12 protein-coding genes are annotated in these 18,276 nt (G+C 45.3%); 3 read left to right on the top strand and 9 right to left on the bottom strand.

All coding sequences use genetic code 11. The annotated features are described in order from the left end of the window. Nucleotides 1–49: 49 nt before the first annotated feature. Nucleotides 50–1,432 (top strand): ABC transporter substrate-binding protein, encoded by a 1,383-nt coding sequence (locus LRL21_RS24875; protein WP_240418473.1) that lies wholly within the window; start codon nt 50–52, stop codon nt 1,430–1,432. A 151-nt stretch (nt 1,433–1,583) separates the two neighbouring features. Here the strand turns inward: LRL21_RS24875 and LRL21_RS24870 are convergent, their stop codons facing one another. From LRL21_RS24870 to LRL21_RS24850, 5 genes are all read right to left on the bottom strand, one after another. After that, nucleotides 1,584–2,552 carry a Gfo/Idh/MocA family protein gene (locus tag LRL21_RS24870; protein WP_240418472.1) on the bottom strand — a complete coding sequence of 323 codons (969 nt, stop codon included), beginning with the start codon at nt 2,550–2,552 and terminating at the stop codon, nt 1,584–1,586. Nucleotides 2,553–2,660: 108 nt separating this feature from the next. Then, nucleotides 2,661–3,563: an alpha/beta fold hydrolase gene (locus LRL21_RS24865; RefSeq protein ID WP_240418471.1), complete on the bottom strand. Its 903-nt coding sequence runs from the start codon at nt 3,561–3,563 to the stop codon at nt 2,661–2,663. A gap of 134 nt (nt 3,564–3,697) precedes the next feature. Continuing rightward, the gene (locus LRL21_RS24860) at nt 3,698–4,174 is read right to left on the bottom strand and encodes a NanQ anomerase/TabA/YiaL family protein (RefSeq protein ID WP_240418470.1); all 477 of its coding nucleotides are present in this window, start codon (nt 4,172–4,174) and stop codon (nt 3,698–3,700) included. A gap of 401 nt (nt 4,175–4,575) precedes the next feature. Then, a complete protein-coding gene (locus LRL21_RS24855) occupies nt 4,576–5,442 on the bottom strand; it encodes an SDR family oxidoreductase (protein ID WP_240418469.1) in 867 nt (288 codons plus the stop codon). Between the two features lie 108 nt (nt 5,443–5,550). Continuing rightward, nucleotides 5,551–5,994 carry a DUF2188 domain-containing protein gene (locus tag LRL21_RS24850; RefSeq protein WP_240418468.1) on the bottom strand — a complete coding sequence of 148 codons (444 nt, stop codon included), beginning with the start codon at nt 5,992–5,994 and terminating at the stop codon, nt 5,551–5,553. A 513-nt stretch (nt 5,995–6,507) separates the two neighbouring features. On the opposite strand from LRL21_RS24850, the gene LRL21_RS24845 reads away from it, so the two are divergent. Next, on the top strand, nt 6,508–8,031 hold the full coding sequence (locus LRL21_RS24845; protein WP_240418467.1) for a CAP-associated domain-containing protein: 1,524 nt from the start codon (nt 6,508–6,510) through the stop codon (nt 8,029–8,031). A gap of 81 nt (nt 8,032–8,112) precedes the next feature. Here LRL21_RS24845 and LRL21_RS24840 read toward each other — a convergent pair whose 3' ends face one another. Beyond that, nucleotides 8,113–8,712, bottom strand: a complete 600-nt coding sequence (locus LRL21_RS24840) for a nitroreductase family protein (RefSeq protein ID WP_240418544.1) — start codon at nt 8,710–8,712, stop codon at nt 8,113–8,115. 341 nt (nt 8,713–9,053) lie between these two features. Between LRL21_RS24840 and LRL21_RS24835 the strand changes: the two genes are divergently transcribed. Then, nucleotides 9,054–14,081 (top strand): S-layer homology domain-containing protein, encoded by a 5,028-nt coding sequence (locus tag LRL21_RS24835; protein ID WP_240418466.1) that lies wholly within the window; start codon nt 9,054–9,056, stop codon nt 14,079–14,081. A gap of 98 nt (nt 14,082–14,179) precedes the next feature. On the opposite strand, the gene LRL21_RS24830 is transcribed toward LRL21_RS24835, so the two are convergent. From LRL21_RS24830 to motA, 3 genes are all read right to left on the bottom strand, one after another. Beyond that, nucleotides 14,180–16,129 (bottom strand): ATP-dependent DNA helicase, encoded by a 1,950-nt coding sequence (locus tag LRL21_RS24830; protein WP_240418465.1) that lies wholly within the window; start codon nt 16,127–16,129, stop codon nt 14,180–14,182. 221 nt (nt 16,130–16,350) lie between these two features. After that, nucleotides 16,351–17,157 carry a flagellar motor protein MotB gene (gene motB / locus LRL21_RS24825; RefSeq protein WP_240418464.1) on the bottom strand — a complete coding sequence of 269 codons (807 nt, stop codon included), beginning with the start codon at nt 17,155–17,157 and terminating at the stop codon, nt 16,351–16,353. Then, the gene (gene motA, locus LRL21_RS24820) at nt 17,154–17,939 is read right to left on the bottom strand and encodes a flagellar motor stator protein MotA (protein ID WP_076230964.1); all 786 of its coding nucleotides are present in this window, start codon (nt 17,937–17,939) and stop codon (nt 17,154–17,156) included. Before motA ends, motB begins: the two co-directional genes overlap by 4 nt. Nucleotides 17,940–18,276: the final 337 nt, after the last annotated feature.

The following is an 18,276-nucleotide window of genomic DNA, read 5'->3' as shown; positions in this document are numbered from 1 at the left end:
AAGACGCTCTATATAAATAAAACATTTTTTAAGGGAGCGAAGACGACAAATGATAAGCTGGAGTAGAAAAGGTTTAGTGACGCTTTGTATGGCCATCGTGATGCTCTTCATGGCAGCATGCGGCGGTACACCAACACAACCGTCAGAAGCAAAGGGAACAGACAATAAAGAAATGGCCCCTAAGCCTGCTGCAAGCAAGGAACCGGTTAAGGTTGTATGGTGGCATTCCATGAGCGGCGAGCTTGGCAAAGCGATAGATAAACTTGTTGCTGACTTCAATGCATCGCAAAAAGATGTTGTCGTAGAAGCGGTTTTCCAAGGTACTTACGATGAAAGTCTGAACAAAATGAAAACGTCAATGGATTCCAAAAGCGGTCCTGCTCTGATTCAGGTATTCGAAATCGGCAGTCGTTTTATGATTGATTCCAAGGCGATTACCCCTATGCAAAAATTTATTGATGTCGACAAATATGACTTGTCCCAGCTTGAAGAAAACATTCTTAATTATTATCGGATTGACGGCAAGCTGAACTCTATGCCTTTTAACACATCAAACCCGATCCTCTATTACAACAAGGATATGTTCAAAGCAGCGGGTCTTGACCCAGAGAAACCGCCAGCTACGTACGAAGAAGTAGCAGCAGCGTCCAAAGCATTAACCAAAGACGGCAAGTACGGCAATTCCTTCGCTATTTATGGTTGGTTTATGGAACAATTTTTTGCCAATCAAGGTGCCGAGCTGTTGAACAACAGCAACGGCCGCAAAGGTCTGGCTACTGAATCCTTGTTGAACAGTGATGCAGGCGTTAAGACACTTGCCTGGTGGAAGCAAATGGTGGATGATAAATCGTCCCTGAATCTGGGTCGTAAAACCGATGATACCAAAAAAGCCTTTATTGCCGGACAAGTTGCTATGACATTGGATACCACAGGCTCTCTTCGCGGTATTGTAGACGGAGCACAAGGCAAATTCGCAGTGGGAACAGGCAATCTGCCTAAACCGTCCGACGCCAAGGATGGCGGAGTTATTGTCGGAGGCGCCAGCGTCTATATTTTGAACAACCGCAGTGAAGCCGAGCAAAACGGCGCTTGGCAGTTTATCAAATTTCTGGCTGAGCCTAAGCAGCAAGCTTACTGGCACGTGAACACGGGCTACTTCCCTATTACCAAAAAAGCTTATGACGAGCAAGTCGTAAAAGACAATCTGGTGAAGTATCCTCAGCTGAAAACAGCCGTTGATCAGCTTCACGCTACCAAAGCCAACACGGCAACACAAGGCGCTGTCATGGGCGTATTCCCGGAAGCTCGCCAGCTTACAGAAGGTGCGATTGAAGAGGTGCTTAACGGCAAGAAACAACCGAAGGAGGCACTTGATGGTGCAGCCAAGGAAATTACCGGTAAGCTCGGTACTTACAATAAAACTGTAAAGTAATTGATCATTTCAAAAAGCTGCATCGCAATTAATCACCATACACGTACAAAAGGGGCCTCGGTACATACCGAAGTCCCTTTTGCTTATCATCACTATGTATACTTAAGTTTCAACAAAAAGCCTTTGAGTCTGGCTTCACATCAGCACATTTTTACCAAGCTTTTAAATAGTAAGCTTTAAGAATGTCGTCCATAACCTTACTTGTTCTAATCGCGCTAATGCCAGTGCTCGGGCAATCCCCCTGGCCTCGTAAGGCATCGACGACCGTTTGAATCAAGGGCTGCTGGATATGGTGCGGATGCTCGATCATGTACTGCTCCTCGCCTTCTGAGGTAGCTACAACGATCGGATGATTCTGAAAGGTAGAAAATGTAATTTTCCCTTTGGTCCCTATAATCTCGTTTTTGTCCATATCCTCGAAGGATGTAAAACACCAATTTCCGGTTCCGTATACGCCCGACTCAAACTGATACGTCCCCGTTACAATATCCTCTGCCTCGTAATGATGGCCTTGATTGCCTGCAAAGCCTTGTATACTCGCAATAGGCCCTAACAAATAATCAAGCAGATCGAGCGTATGACTGGCTACATCTACAAACAGCCCACCCCCGGATATTTCCGGCTGGACCCTCCAGGAACTTTTTTTAAACTGCCCCAAATGTATCGTCGTTACCAAGCGAGCCTCACCAATGATTCCGCTCTCAAGAAGCTCCTTCACTTTCAGAAACCTCGGTAATTGTCTCCTGTAATAGGCAACAAACAGGGGCACATCCGCTTGGCGGCTTGCCTCCAGCATCTCCTCGCATTCCGCTACATTCATCGCCATCGGCTTTTCCACATATACCGGCTTTCCCTCTTTCATGGCTTTGATCGCATATTCTTTATGAAAGACTGGTGGTGTGGCGATATAGACTGCGTCTACCTGCGGATCCTCGATGAGCTGCTCGGCATCACTGTACCATTTCGGCACGTTATGCCTGCGGGCATAATCCTCCGCCAATGCGGCGTCTCTTCGCATGACAGCAACCAGCTCAGAATGCTCAGCCTTTTGGAAGCCCGGACCACTTTTGACTTCAGTTACATCACCGCAGCCGATAATTCCCCAACGAATGGTTTGCATAGATAAATAATCCCTCCTGATAAATAATAATCGGATGTACCACAATGAGAGTTAAGTATGCACCCATCATACCATTAATGGCACTATTTATCCGAAGGGATTCCTAATTTATTGATGCTCCTGCTGACTTGGCTGCTCCAGATGATCTGGCTGTGCAAAAAGAGTACTTTGCGCTTGCAAGCTCTTCTGATGCTCTTCAAGCTCCTGTTCCTTATGCTTATGCTGCTCACGCGCTAGCTGGTTCTGTTGATTTTCAATCCACAGACGTAATAGCCCATCCACATCAGCAGCATGCTTTGTTGGGATTTGATGCGGAGCACCGCGAATAAAATGCAGAGTACTGTGCGGCAGCCTAGTCTGCATCACCCTTGCATATTGATGGAACCGGGTATCTCTCTGTCCAAAGAGCAGCAGGATCGGTGCTTGAATCTCATACAGCCGATCCGTACAGTTGAAGCTGAGCACTAGCTCATGATATTGGGCCATATTCAACACATTCCCTAAATTACAGCTATCGTACATCGATTTAAATATACGAAAATTAGTCGCATTGCCTCCTGCGTCAAGGGCCGATAACAATCGTTTTCCATGAAGTCCACATAACAGATATGCGATCCATACCAGACCTCTGTGAATCGGATCCGTTAGTTCCGATGTTGGGCCTATCAGTATTCCCCCCAGATAACGGTCCGGGTTACTCAGCAATGCTTGCAAAGCGATTTGGCCCCCTACCGAGTATCCGCACAAATAGGCTTGGCCAATTCCTAAAGCATCCAGCAGCTGCCTTATATCTTCAGCGATCATTGTATAGGTAAGCGGCTCTTCCGAATAACGGCTTTTACCGTGGCCACGAATATCAAAGGTAATAATTTGATAGCGGTCGGATAAAGAGGCCCGTTGATAGCTGAAGATTTCTCCCGTTAAAAGAATCGGATGTATGCACACAATCGGTATTCCTTGACCCACGCTCTCATAATAGAGAGTCGTTCCATTCACATCAACAAATGGCATGCTGTGCCCATCCTTTCCTACTGTGCTTTTGTCTATGTTTTCTGTTCTGTTAGAATACCCGAATCGTCCCATTTCATACGACAAAAAGCCTCATTGGGTCACAATGAGGCTTCGTTCAGCAGGAGACTCTTTGGCTATAGCTCCAGTAAAGACTTATGTATCTTGATGACAACCTTTTTAATCTTCTGATCCTCTTTAACACTGCATACTGGACGATGAATATCGCTCGGATAAAAAACAGTAAAGCTGCCCGGAAGCAGCTGGATCGAGCTTTCCACACTTGTTGATTCATAAAACGCAATGTCTCGCGATGCGAAATCTTCTTCGGAAATGACCGCCTCCGATGTTAGGCGTGCCACCTTGATCAGCTCTTCGCCTTCAATCAGGTATTGAATATCGATGTAGGTTTGGTGTGATTCCGGACGCTGCTTCTCCCAGCTTTGAGTTGTCGGCTCCTGAACCATCACAAACATTAAATCACCTTCAATATCATGCTTGCCCGGTTCCATCGTGCTAAAATCGGTGGACTGGATATACTCCAGTCCACGGTTAAGCGCTTTCGGATAAAGTGCCTTCTCGCGTTCCCAAGTTGCCAAATCACTGAAAATCATGAATGATGCCTCCCCAACGTATCGTTGTTTGTACAGATAGCTGCCGTGCAGAATCTGCCCTTTTTAGTATATGCTTCTTTGAATTCATTTAAAAGACCGATGAGGTTCGGTGAATAAGTCCTGCTGCGCGGCCAAATATCCTTTCGATCGCTGTCGTTTCCATATTTTTTGATTTTATTAGAGATTTAGCGGTAAAAGTACGGAAACAAAGGCGAACGCTAACGCTTCTACAGGATTATTTGGCCGCTTCGCTCATTATTCACCGGACTTTTAAAAGAACTTAACTAAAAACGACCTATTCATGGAACAAAAAAACTGGATTCCATATCGTGGAATCCAGCCTCGAACCTACTGCTACGCATATTAGATAGATAGCCTAATATTTAATCAGGCTAATCCTGTTAGCCATTAATGATTTCACCACCATTGATATGCAGGAATTGTCCTGACATGTAGGAGGAATCATCCGATGCCAAAAAGACGTAAGAGGGTCCGAGCTCCTCTGGCTGACCCGGTCTTTTCATGGGTGTATCTCCACCAAACTCGCTGACTTTTTTGGCGTCAAAGGTTGAAGGAATCAGTGGTGTCCAGATCGGTCCCGGTGCTACACCGTTAACCCGTATGCCCTTATCCGCCAAGCTCATCGACAACGACCGGGTGAAAGCGACGATAGCGCCTTTAGTGGAAGAGTAGTCTATCAGCTGCGGATTACCTTTATAAGCCGTGATCGAAGCCGTATTAATAATGGCCGCACCTGACTTCAAATGAGGTAAAGCCGCCTTCGTAAAATAAAAATACGAGAAAATATTAGTACGGAACGTTTTTTCCAGCTGCTCCTGTGTAATATTTTCAATCGATTCCTGTGGATGCTGCTCAGCTGCATTGTTAACCAAAATATCGAGCTTGCCAAAGGTAGATATACTTTTACGTACAACCTCCTGGCAGAAGGCTTCTTCGCCCACATCCCCGGCAATCAGGAGACAGCGGCGCCCTTCCTTTTCGATCAGCCGCATTGTTTCCTTGGCATCGCCGTGCTCATTCAGATAGACGATCACCACGTCCGCTCCTTCAGCCGCGAAGCATACTGCCGCTGCCTTGCCTATACCGCTATCTCCACCAGTAATAATAGCTACCTTCCCAAGCAGCTTACCACTGCCCTTGTATTGGCGATCTACGGAGCTCGGCTTCGGACTCATCTCACTCTCCAGTCCGGGCTGATGATTCTGATGCTGTGGAGGCATCGTTTGTGTGGGTGATTTGGTTGGCATGGGTATCTCTCCTTTTCTTATTAAAGTGATGATGTCCCAATCATGTGTTGCTGTAAGCTAGCTTGTACATATGGATAAGCTTTTATGTGGCTTATTGATGTTTTATGATTATGTGTAATTATGTGAAGTCTCAACGGTACCGTCCTTACGGTGAATAATTGCACTGGTGTTCATATCCGATGCCCATTGCTTAGCTTTCTCGACGGCTTCTGCCTTCGTTTCGGCATTTAAGCGTACATCATGCAAGCCTTCTTCCTTAACAGCCCATCCGTCTCCGTTGGGAACCACATGCAGATTGTGTCTGCTGTGCTCGTTATGAGGAGCCGACTGGCGGTGACCTTGCGTTGAGGATGCTTCCTGTTCCTCATGGTTTTGGATGTGCAGTGGATGATTTTCATCCCACTCTTTTGCCTTGGCCGTAGCGATAGCGATTGCTCTGCCTTCCTCATATCCATCCTCCAACAAAGCGTTGGCGATTTCGACTGCCTTATTGCGGATGCGAGGCTCCAGATTTTTCATTGAAACGGGGTAATCATTCTTTTTCCATGGCATAGTCGTCCCTCCTGGAATGAGTCATTACCTTACTTCATTAGCCAATTGGCCTTGAATTGAATCATTCATCCAATGCTTCTAACATCAAACCATCGAATTTTCCGCAAAAAAATACCCCAGCTGCCACCGCGGCAACTGGGGTTCAAATTTATATATTTTAAAAGGGGGTCATCTATTAGTATAGGCTAAGAACATTAAACGAAGATGAAGCGTATGTTTCAATTCGATTACAATCATGAGGCAAATTGTATCACGCCATATTCACAAAGTAATCCTATAGTGATTCTCCCCTTCACATTCTAAACCTGTTTGCCTGATGTTGAAGCTGCTTTTCCACTTTATGCTGAATAGATTGCGTGGACATTCGCTTACTGGACTTATATAGTAAAAGTATAACGAAATTATATAGGTGTAAAACACGTTATGCTTTCGATGCCAGTTTTGCTTCGCAAAACCTAGTTTATGCTTTCGATGCCAGTTTTGCTTCGCAAAACCTTAAGGAGGATTCATACCTTGAAAAAATGGACAAGATGTTGGTTTCCCTTGATGCTCGTTGTCACCGTGCTGATCATACCCATGGCCTCATCCCCCATAACTCATGCTGCCAATACGGTTACCTTCAGCGATACGGCAAGTCACTGGGGCGCCGATGCTGTAGACTGGGCTGTGCTTAATAAGGTTGTGGATGGGTATGCCGATGGTACCTTTCATCCAGATAATCCGGTCTCTGAACCGGAGTTTCTCGCTATGCTGCTTCGGGCTTATCCTGAGATCAAATTGCCGGATGCCGCTGCTGGATTGCCTTGGTATACACCTTATTACGACATAGCAGCGGCTCAGAAGTGGCCAGTACTGTCTGCCAGCAACCGCGACCAATTTAACCGGGGTCATGTAGCTCTGATCATTGCCGCGACACAAAAAGGAACCGTGAGCTTAAACGACGCCATTTCCTTTTTACTCAACCAAGGCTTGTCCAAAGGCAAAACAGCCGCGACAGTCGAAGGCTACCGGGCAGCCGATAAGCTTTCTCGTGCCGAAGCTGTACAGTTCATACGTAATCTGAAGCAAATGCAGTTCCAGCTTTCCGCAAGCAAGGATGCTGCCATTCCTGTTCCAATCGTCCCTGCTCCAGCAGCACCAGATGTACCAGTCAGCCCAACTGCACCCACAGGCTCAGTCTCATCCTCTGCTGTCATTACCTTGAAGGATGTGCATATTGGGGACACACTGGAGGCAACCCTTAGCAAGCTGGGCCAGCCCGAGCGTAAGGATGCAAGTGAGTATGGCTTTACCTGGTATGTGTACAATCAGGATTATTCCAGCTATGCGCAGATCGGAATCAGCGATAATAAAGTCGTTGCCCTCTATTCCCTGTCTGCCAACTGGTCCAATAATAAGGGTATCAAAGACGGTTCAGCCAAATCCGAGGTAATCAATCAATACGGCAATCCCCTGGAATCGATAAGAAAAGGCAATACCCGATTTATATTCAATTATGGAAACGGTGAAAGCGGCACCTATGAGATAGATGGTGTCTACGTGACCTTCTTTTATGACCTGTTCCAGAATAATGTCGTAACCGGGGTACAAGCAGTCGCCAAACCCAATGAGCTCGCTCTGGAATCATTTTATCCAAAAGAAAGCCCTGCTTTAATCACAGCCTACGAACGGGAAGCTTTCGATCTGGCGAATGCACACCGCACCAAGCTCGGAAAGTCCATTCTGGTATGGAACGATACCATCGCCGGCACAGCCCGCAAGCATAGTATGGATATGGCCGCCAGAAATTATTTTGCACATGAAACCCCGGAAGGCAAAAGTCCTTTTGATCGAATGAAAGATGATGGTTTGAAACTACGTGCTGCATCAGAAAATATAGCCGCAGGTCAGACGAGCGCCATATTCGCGCATCATGGCTGGATGAACTCGGAAGGCCATCGCAAGGCTCTGCTAAGCGATATTGAGCGTCTCGGTGTAGGAGTCGCATTTGGCGGGAAAATGAGTATATATTATACTGAAAATTTTTATACGCCGTAAATTTTCCTTCTTGCCATTATCCTATATAGCATATTATGTAAAAAAAGCGTACCTGGCTCCAACAGCCCGGTACGCTTTGCTTTATTTGAACACGTGCAACCGCTCCTTGAGCGGTTTAAATTCTTTATCTCCCGGAGGTGCAGTCGGTGTCCCAAATGGCATTTGGGCTACGAGCTGCCAGTTCTCCGGCAATTTCCATTCTGTCTTGACCTTCTCGTCAATCAGCGGATTATAATGCTGCAGACTGGCGCCAAGTCCTTCACTCTCAAGCGCTGTCCAGATCACAAACTGATGCATCGCATTCGTATGCTGCGCCCAAACAGGAAACCGATCCTGATAAGTCACAAATGCCTCCTGCATGCCTGTAACCACGTGCTGATCTTCAAAGAACAGGATGGTCCCATAGCCGTTGCGAAATCCATCCATGCGTTGCTTGGTCGATTCGAACTGCTCCGCCGGAACGATTGCTTTCAAAATATCAGTCGTGATATCCCACAGCTTATCATGCTGGGCCGCTAATAGCACCACAACTCTTGTACTTTGCGAATTAAAGGCAGAAGGTACGTGTTTAACCGCATCTTCGACAATTTCCAAAATACGCTCATCCGAAATCGGAGATTTTTTGCTAATTGCATACATACTGCGTCGTTCTCTAACCGCTGTCAAAAAGTCCTTTGCCATCATTGATACCTCCATTATCTTATAAATGCTCACATTCTTTTATATAGTTACCCACTGGACACCAAATTATAACCTTACTTCCGGGCTTAACTCGAATATGAAAGTTTCTGTTTTTCGGATTATAATATGACCAATTTTTGTATATTCCATGATTATAGACCTGAAGATATAAATTTCGTATTATTTTTCATTAAATTGTAAGATTTTCTCAGAGTATGATGTTATAATGCCCATAGCACTTTCCTGTATTTTACATCATGAATAGTCCCTTATACCTATACATTTTGTAAAAAGCAGCTCTGAAGTGAATCCATATTCAGCCCTTAGAAGGAGGAACAAATGTGTTTTTAAGAAATCGTTACAGTAAAATCAGCGGACTTCTGGTTTTTATGCTGTTATTTGGCATGCTGGTACCCACTTGGGCATTCGGCGCAGCCGATCCAGTAGAATTAACGGATATCTCTGGTTCTTACGCTCAAAAAGAAATACGAAATTTGGTAGATAACGGTGTGATCAGCGGCTATGAGGATGGGTCCTTTCAACCTGCTAAAGCGATGAGTCGTGCAGAATTGGCCAAAATCATCGTTTTATCTCTCGGTCTAAAAGAAAATACGGAACGGGCATCTGCTTTTACAGACGTCGGTAAAAACGATTGGTATCAAGGTTTTGTAGGTGCGTTGGTTGAATCCGGGATAACGCAAGGAACATCGGCAACCACATTCTCGCCTAGCGCAAAAGTGACAAGAGAAGAACTCATTGTATTTTTTATTCGCGCTATGGGTCTTGAGGAAGCAGCCGGAAAGATAGCAGTAGATGCTAATTTGTCTGACTTGAAACAAGTTTCAAGCTGGGCTCAATCACATGTATCATTAGCTTTCAAAATCGGTTTCGTCAATGGAATCGAGAGTCACGATGGTACTTTAAAATTTAGCCCTAAGGATCATGCAGAAAGACAGGCTTTGGCTCGGTTAGCTTATGAGTTCAATACGAACAAAGCAGCATACATAAACAAAGGGAAAGATCTTGCCAATACGGGCTTGTCTGATATTAGCTCGGTGTCGGCTGTGAACAACAGCAGCGTCGAAGTTGCCTTCAACAGAGAAGTTATTACCGTTAATGAGGCGGATTTCACCTTTGATAATGGGTTGAATATAACGAAAGCTGCTTTAAAAACCGACAGTAAGACTGTCGTAGTATTAACGACGAGCGTTCAATCAGCTGGAACGGTATATAAGCTGAGCTATAAAGGTAAAGATACCGGCTTAACCTTTACAGGACTTGCTGCTGGTGGAGGTGGAGGTGGAGGTGGAGGAAGCGGACAAAACTCTACTGTAAATCCTCCTTCAAAGTCCGATCTTGATAAAGTGAATAGCGGTGGTACATACGATTCTCTCTCTATTACATCTTCTGGAACAGTGGGTCCTGCTGACGGTGCGGCTAAAACGATTGTTACAGGTACGTTGACATTAAATCCTGGTGCTGGTGGTGAGATTTTACTGCAGAATGTGGAGGCTGCCAATATTGTAGTGGCTTCAGGCAGCTCTAACTCCATTAAATTGAAAAATACGATCATTACCACGTTAAGAGTAGCTGCCAATAATCAATCAGAGCCTGTTCGGATCGAGTCCCTCAGCGGTTCCGAAGTAACAAATACCAATATCCAGTCCAAGGTAATCATGGAATCCAGTGCCGGAAGCCTGGGAATGATCACAATCGGATCAGGTGCCCAAGGACAAGAGATTGAATTAAGAGGCACAATCAAAGGTGATGTAACTGTACAAGGTGAAGGTGCGAAGATCAAGATTGCCGCCCCAAAAGACGGTGGCACTTCTTCCATCGCCAACTTGAACATAGGCACCAACGCAACGATCAGTGCAGCCACAGGTACCTCCTTAGGAAGCTTGAGCATCACAGCGCCGAACACCTCGGTTACTCTAAATGGTGAAGGTGAATTTCGCTCGGTTACCGTGTCTAAGGAAGCCCAAGGTACAACCTTGAACCTTTCAAGTGCGAGCACCAAAATTTCAAGACTTCAATTAAATGCAAATATTAAATTAGAAGGCGATGCCGCTGTAATCGGGACTATTCCCATTACCGCTAGTCCCGGAGTTAAAGTAGAGGCATCTCCAACATTAATCAATACTTTGAAGGCCAATGCCATTGCTGCTATTGCGGCCATTGAACCCTTTAATTCATATTCTGCAGAAGTGGATGCCGCAATTACTGCAGCAGAGACGATTGCGAATAACGCGATCCTGCTTGGAGTAGCTGTAGCGGATATTACAGGCTATTCAACAAAGCTGGTTGAATACAAACGCTTGATGACCACATTCGCTTTGGAAGCGGCTTATCTGGATTTGAGAATCGGTTTTGCAGGAACTGATACGCTGCAGGCCGTTACGCAAAATATCGTGCTTTCGACAGTTGATGCTTTACGTGGGGTGAACATAACTTGGAAATCCTCCCAAACATCGGTTGTAAGCAGCACGGGTCTGGTGACTCGCCCGGTACTAGGACAAGCAGATGTAAAAGTTACCTTAACAGCTTTAATGTCCAAAAATGGTCAAGTACGGGATGTTGAATATCCGATTACAGTATTAGCCCAAAGAACTTCTGTACCAGTTGAGCCTGTAGAACCCACCTTGGTCTCATTATCCGTCGAACCAAGCAATTTCTCCTTAAAGACTTTGGGTGCAACCCAACCATTGAGCATCTTTGCGAAGTACTCGGATGCTGCGGTTCGAGCAATAACGAAAGAAGCTTCTTATGCTAGCAGCACGCCGACTGTAGCCTCAGTAAGTAAAGAAGGTATCGTGACGGCTATAGCTAACGGGACAGCCAGCATTACGATTAGCTACGGTGGAAAAACGGCAAATGTGCCTGTTATTGTGGATGTACCTTCTCGATCAACAGACCCTTTTGGATTAAAGCCAATCGCAGGTGATGCCCAGGTATCATTGTCTTGGAACACATTAGGGTCGAACGTAACCTATCAGGTTTACAGCTCCAAGACAAGCGGATCGTATACCCAAGCGCCTGCAACGGTAACGGGTACTACGTATACAGTAAACCGATTGGATAACGGAACGAAGTACTATTTTATTGTTAAAGCTATAGTGAATGGAGTCATCACCACGTCTAATGAAGTGAGTGCCATACCAATGGTCGATTCAAGAGAAAAAACCGCAAAACCTACTGTATCCGGCAATGTATATACCAACGGATTTTTACTCAGCGGAAAAGTTGGACCAGAGGAAACTTGGACTACTATTAAATTAACAAAAAAAGACGGCACCTATCTTTCTGGAAGCAGTGCAAACAAAGATGGCACATTCATTATTAGTCCCATTAGTTACTACTATAGTAATTTAGTCATTTCGGAAGGCGAAGAATTGCTGCTTATTGCTCAGGCCGAAGGGAAGAAACAGAGTGATCCTGTGACATTGGTCGTACAAGTTCCCCACGGTCAAACCAAAACGCCTACTTTTATAAGTGATGTCTACGAGGCAACAAACGTAATAAGTGTTAATGCGGAACCAGATGCGTTTATTACCGTAAAGGAAAATGCCAAAGGCTACAATTTGATCTTCGCGACGGAATCAAATAGTGGGATCTATAAGATATATGTTAATGGACAATTTGGAGTAGGTGATCAACTACAGTTTACAGCCACTGTACCCGGTAAAGCTACTAGTGATCCTGTTAGTGTGACTGTAAAAGCATCCTTGAAAACCGAGATGCCTACCGTAAACGGCAATGCATATACCAACGGATTCATACTTAGCGGAACAGCAGAACCTGGGTTTGCAAATAACTGGGGATCAGTTTCAATAACTAAAAAAGACGGCACCTATGTAGCCGGAGGCGGAGTAAGATCAGATGGCACATATAGCATTCAATCAAGTCCATACATTTTTGATCTGATGCTTACTGTAGGTGAGGAGCTTTTTCTTACCGCGCAAGTTGAAGGCAAAAAGAAAAGTGATCCTGTATCCATTGTCATACAGGCAACTACTGGACGAACGGATCCCGTTATGACCGATATAATCAATGAATCCACCATTAGTGGTTGGGGACCAATTGGCTCGGTTATTAGTGTAAAAAATGATTTGAATCGCGATAATATGGTGACTTATGTTTCATCTATTGATGGTTTTTTTAACATTAGGATGCAGACTGGAACCTTCCAGATAGGTGACAGGCTGACAATAACTGCCTTCTTCATCGGTAAAGCTACTAGCGATCCGATTTATGCTATCGTTGAAGCAGCTCCGAAAACTGAAAAGCCAACTATTTCAGGATATGTCTATCCCAATGCATTCGCTATAGAGGGAACAGCAGTTCCCGGAATTGAACAGAAATTGACTGACCTGATTTTGTCTAAACAAGATGGTACTCATATTATCTCGCTCGGTGTCAATATGGATGGTCAATTTTCATATACTGATTTAATTAACAATTCCTACGTTAATATTTTTGCTGGTGAAGAGCTTCTATTGACATCTCAAGCTTATGGTAAGAAGATGAGTGATCCTGCAAAAATCATCGTACGGGCAGTTACCGGACAAACGGCGATACCTACGATTACATCTGTCTCTGAAGCTACCATCAATGGATATGCAGAGCCCGGTGCAATCCTCAGCATAAAAACCAGCTTGAAGGGAATCAGTATGTCTACTCGTGCGTCAACATATGACGGCTCCTTTAGTATGGAAATGCTCCCGGATGGTATGTTTAATGCAGGAGAGCAAGTGACAATTACAGCAATTACACTTGGAAAAGCAACTAGCGATGTTGTCAATGTTATCGTACAAGCATCACCCAAAACCGAGGTGCCTATAGTTAGAGGAAATTTATATACAAATGGATTTATGCTAACTGGAACCGTAGATTCTGGATCAACATATGCCTCTATCACCTTGAATAAGCAAGATGGTTCGTATGTTAGCTCATTTGGTACATGGTCGGATGGTACTTTCACATCAAGTCAGCTTATCCAATCATCATACGTAACTCTGATTGCGGGGGAAGAGGTGCTAGTCACGGCTCAAACCAAAGGCAAGAAAAGAAGCGAACCTTTTAAAATCATTGTTCAAGCTACTGTCGGCCAAACAGCCGTACCCACTATTCTTGATGACATATTAAATACAAATTTCTTAAATGGACGCGCAGAGCCCGGTGCGATTGTCACTCTAATGAAAGACTCGAGTGTAAACAAATACACGGCTACCGCTTCAGCTGAGGGCAATTTTACTATCTATTGGCCATATAATTCATTCAAACCTGGAGTTCAACTATCTCTCAATGCTACATCACTTGGAAAAGCAACAAGCGATACCGTACACATTACGCTCCTGGCTGCTCCTTAATATCTTCGAAGTAAAATAATACCAAAAAAGCGGCTTATCAGTTTTATCCGATAAGCCGCTTTTTATATTTTTAAAACTTAACAGCACCCTTCGCTTGTTTACAACGAATCCTGTAAATGAACACCTGACGGCAGCAGCCCCTCAACATGCGCTTTCAAAGCCGGCTCCCCATACAGCTCCTCACTGAGAATCGCGATAAGGCCATGATCCTCACGAGTACGGATCAATCGCCCCATACCCTGCTTAAGCCGCAGCAGCATGTAAGGCAGGTCAACCTCCTCGTAAGGCATAATCGCAGATTGGCGTTTGGCCATAAAAACCGGATCCTGCGGCGGGAAAGGCAGCGCCCAAATGATGACGTTGGATAGAGATGGACCAGGCACATCGAGCCCCTCCCATAAAGTAACCGCACATAGAATGCTTGTCTCCTCACGCTGAAAAGCCGCGATCAAGTCGCTAATTTCACGATCACCTTCAAAACGGAACCGCATCCCTGCAACTTCCGGATAATGAACAATGTCTCGCTTGAACCTCTGCAATGTATCTTTGTTCGGGAACAAGATCAGAGCCCTTCCTCCCGTTCGCACCAGCAGACGGATGGCCGTTTTCATTTTTTCTGAAAAGGTGCCTCGGTATGACCACCGCGGCGCGATAATCTCCATCTGATGTGCATAATCATACGAAGAATCCACACTGAACGACAGGTAATGTTCAATTCCGAGACTTTTTGTCACATAATCGAAGGAGCCGTTAACCGACAGCGTCGATGAAGTAAATACAATCGGCATATTCGCGCTGAACACCCGTCTCTTCAGAACTTCCTTTACGGCCCTTGGCATGATGACCAAGGTCAATCCCGTGATACTCTCCGTTACCCAACATACAAAGCTTTCTGATTGCAGGAAAAGACTCAGCGCCTTTTGCATCATTTCCAAGTGCTCTTCGACAATTCGTGAATGGTACGGGTTCAAAGAGTACAGCTCACTCTCCAGCACCAGCTCCTCCTCGATGATCGCGAGCGACTCCCGGAACAGGCTGATCTCGTTCAGCAACTGCTCACTCAATAGAATCTGTCTACGATCCGAGCCCGGTATCGCCCTGTTCTGCCGCTCCAACAGATCGAACATCGCCTCACTGCGATCGATCGCTTCGTCGATCAATACTGCTAGTGAATGACGAATCTGACCCTTCAGCAGCCGAACGATTAATTCTTCAAACACAATATGCTTGATTTTGTAGGTCAAGGCTTTCTGCGCCGCGGACTCCAGCAGGTGGCCTTCGTCGAATACGACGGTGCAGTGCTCCGGCAGCAGCGGCAGCTGCCCTCCGCGCTTTCTCCCCTCATAGGTCCACACATGCTCCATATAATAATCGTGAGAGCAAATGATCAAATCGGCAGAACGCCGAAAGTGATCGCGGGAAAGCGTTTGTCCACACCGATGCCGCTGCTCGCAGACAAAACAGTCCTGAAAAGCATCCCAGCTGATTTTTTCCCATTGTTCATCGTTCATATCCGGATAATGCTTGCGGTCTCCATAAGCATGAAACGACTGCAGCGTTTCACGGTAACGAACAAATTCCGGCAAATGCTCGTACAACTCCCTGTACAGCCCCGCATCCTCATGACCTAATCTCGCTTCGTCCAGCTTTGTCAAGCACACATATTGATCAGGAGATTTGGCTAATCTGGCGTCTATCGCAAGATTCAAGTATCGGGTGAGCTTGGCGATATCTCCCTCCGGCTTGACCAGCTGCTCAATCAAGGATTCATCCGCACAAGCGATGATGGCGGGTTTGCGGGTATAACGAGCGTAACAAATCGCATACAGCAAATACACCAGTGTCTTGCCCGTTCCGACCCCGGCCTCCGCGAATATCGTTTCTTTTCCGGTAAAGGCCCGTTCCAGCTGAAACGCCATAAAAATCTGCTCATCACGAACCTCGAAGCCGGATTCCGGCAATATATCGTATAACACATCCACAATCCATTCGCATGCCTGCTTCACGAAGGGCTGGGTGCGATCATAATGAAACGGATACAGATCCATACTGCATATGCCTCCATCGGGACTGATTTCAGTACACCCATAGCCCCTTTACATTGAAGCTATAGTATCACATAAATGCTACAAACATTCAATAATGCTCAAGAGAACTCACCCACTTGTGGGCAGTACACAAAGAACCCCCCGGCTAGCCGGAGGGCTGTTCACAATACGATTGTTCTTATACTTTAGTTAACTGTTACACCGATTAGCTCAAAAATAACTTAAGGTATAAACGATTTGGCGCCAGCAGAATTAATCTGACGAATAATGTTCACTTCCACTCGGCGGTTTTTGGCACGCCCCTCGGCCGTATCATTCGTATCAATCGGTTGATATTCACCATAGCCGATAGAACGGTAATGAGCCGGATCAATTTTGCCATTTTGCATGAGCAGCTTCATAAAATTCAAGGACCGCTTGGCGCTCAAATCCCAGTTGCTCTGGAACTCTCTCGTATTGATCGGCACGTTATCCGTGAAGCCCGCCACTTCCACATTATATTGATTATAGCCGCTCAGCATACTCGTAATGCTTTGTGCCAGCACCTGCGATTCCTGCTTAACCTCTGCCGAGCCGGATTGAAATAAGGCATTGTCGCGAATCGTAATTTTCAACATATCCTCATTCAATTTGGTTTCCAGCTGGGAAAGGAGACCGTTATCCTTGATGTATCCATCCAGCTTCTGTTGAAGCTCCTTGAGATCCTGCATTTCCTTATCATGCAGAGCCTTCATTTGCTGCTCTTGCTGACTTTCCTGCTCATTTTTTTTCTTTTCATCTTCTTTTTTCTTCTCAATGTTAGGTGAAACAGTCAAAGGTACCATATTCGATTGCTCGAACATACCTGTTCCGCCGTTAAAGCCCGAATTCAGGCCCTTCATGATTTGCTCAAACTTTTTGGAATCAATCTGACTCGAAGCGAACAATATGATGAACAAAGCCAGCAAAAGAGTCAGCAAATCGGCATAAGGAATAAGCCAGGTCTCATCGATGTGCTCCTCATGATGCTCATGTCGCTTTTTTTTCATTCAGCGCCACTTCCCTCATCAAGTAAATGACGTTCATTGGGCGGAATATAGACGGACAGCTTTTGCTTCATAGCTATCGTGGAAATACCGGATTGAATGGACAGCAGACCTTCTACCATAATGAGCTTGATTTCGATTTCCTTCTTGGAAATTTGCTTCAGCTTGTTGGCCATCGGGTGATAGAGCACGTAACCAGAAAAAATACCAAGCAGCGTAGCGACAAAAGCCGCGGAAATCAAGTGACCCAGGTTCTCAACATCGTTCAGATTACTCAAGGCTGCGATGAGTCCAACGACCGCACCAAGCACCCCAAGTGTCGGCGCATAGGTTCCTGCTTGTGTAAAGATCAGTGCACCGTTACGGTGACGTTCCTCTGTTGATGAGATTTCCTCCAGCAGTACATCCCTGACAAATTCGCTATCGTTACCATCAATAATCATCCGCATGCCATTGCGTAGAAACGCATCTTCAATTTGATCTACCTGAGTTTCCAATGCAAGCAAACCTTCACGACGTGTAATGGAAACCCAATCCATAAAGCGGCGAACCAATTCTTTTTTTTCGATTAATTGCTGCTGCTTGAACAAAATTTTCATCAATTTGGGAAACTTCTTAAGCTCACTCATTTGAAAGCCAACGAACAAGGTCGCCGCTGTACCTACGAAAATAATAAGAAGTGCTGCCGGATTCAATAACGACATGACACTTGCACCCTTCAGCGTCATGCCGACACCGACGGCGATAACCGCCAATACTAATCCAATAACTGTTGCCTTTTCCATACCCGATGAGCACCCCGCTGTAAATGATTTGAACTTTCTTAATCGTGCTTGATCCCTATATTTCTACATTTCATACATTTATTCGACATCCTGTGACGTGAAGCCTGCTTGAAAATATTAAAATTTATACAAATTTAGCTAAATACCGTTTTTAGCTTTTAGACAGGTCGAAGGGACTAGGACCAACGTATGATGGTGTTACAGACAACTGATTCCAACGATGGAGAAATGAGGGGATAAAGCTCAACCCATTGAAATAGCGGTCTGGATCGACTTGATTACACGGACCTTTGATAAAAATAAAAAGAACGAGACCGCTAGAGCGCTCCCATTCTTT

It is taken from the genome of Paenibacillus periandrae, from assembly GCF_022458865.1.
In the GTDB taxonomy this organism is placed as follows: Bacteria; Bacillota; Bacilli; order Paenibacillales; family NBRC-103111; genus Paenibacillus_S; species Paenibacillus_S periandrae.
Note: the sequence above shows the minus strand (reverse complement) of the source record. Positions and strands in the feature narration are given on the sequence as shown.

Bases quoted from the DNA above. Each gene is read 5' to 3' on its own strand.
- LRL21_RS24875 (WP_240418473.1), top strand. From the start codon at position 50: ATGATAAGCTGGAGTAGAAAAGGTTTAGTGACGCTTTGTATGGCCATC.
- LRL21_RS24870 (WP_240418472.1), bottom strand. From the start codon at position 2,552: ATGCAAACCATTCGTTGGGGAATTATCGGCTGCGGTGATGTAACTGAA.
- LRL21_RS24865 (WP_240418471.1), bottom strand. From the start codon at position 3,563: ATGCCATTTGTTGATGTGAATGGAACGACTCTCTATTATGAGAGCGTG.
- LRL21_RS24860 (WP_240418470.1), bottom strand. From the start codon at position 4,174: ATGATTTTCAGTGATTTGGCAACTTGGGAACGCGAGAAGGCACTTTAT.
- LRL21_RS24855 (WP_240418469.1), bottom strand. From the start codon at position 5,442: ATGCCAACCAAATCACCCACACAAACGATGCCTCCACAGCATCAGAAT.
- LRL21_RS24850 (WP_240418468.1), bottom strand. From the start codon at position 5,994: ATGCCATGGAAAAAGAATGATTACCCCGTTTCAATGAAAAATCTGGAG.
- LRL21_RS24840 (WP_240418544.1), bottom strand. From the start codon at position 8,712: ATGGCAAAGGACTTTTTGACAGCGGTTAGAGAACGACGCAGTATGTAT.
- LRL21_RS24830 (WP_240418465.1), bottom strand. From the start codon at position 16,129: ATGGATCTGTATCCGTTTCATTATGATCGCACCCAGCCCTTCGTGAAG.
- motB (WP_240418464.1), bottom strand. From the start codon at position 17,157: ATGAAAAAAAAGCGACATGAGCATCATGAGGAGCACATCGATGAGACC.
- motA (WP_076230964.1), bottom strand. From the start codon at position 17,939: ATGGAAAAGGCAACAGTTATTGGATTAGTATTGGCGGTTATCGCCGTC.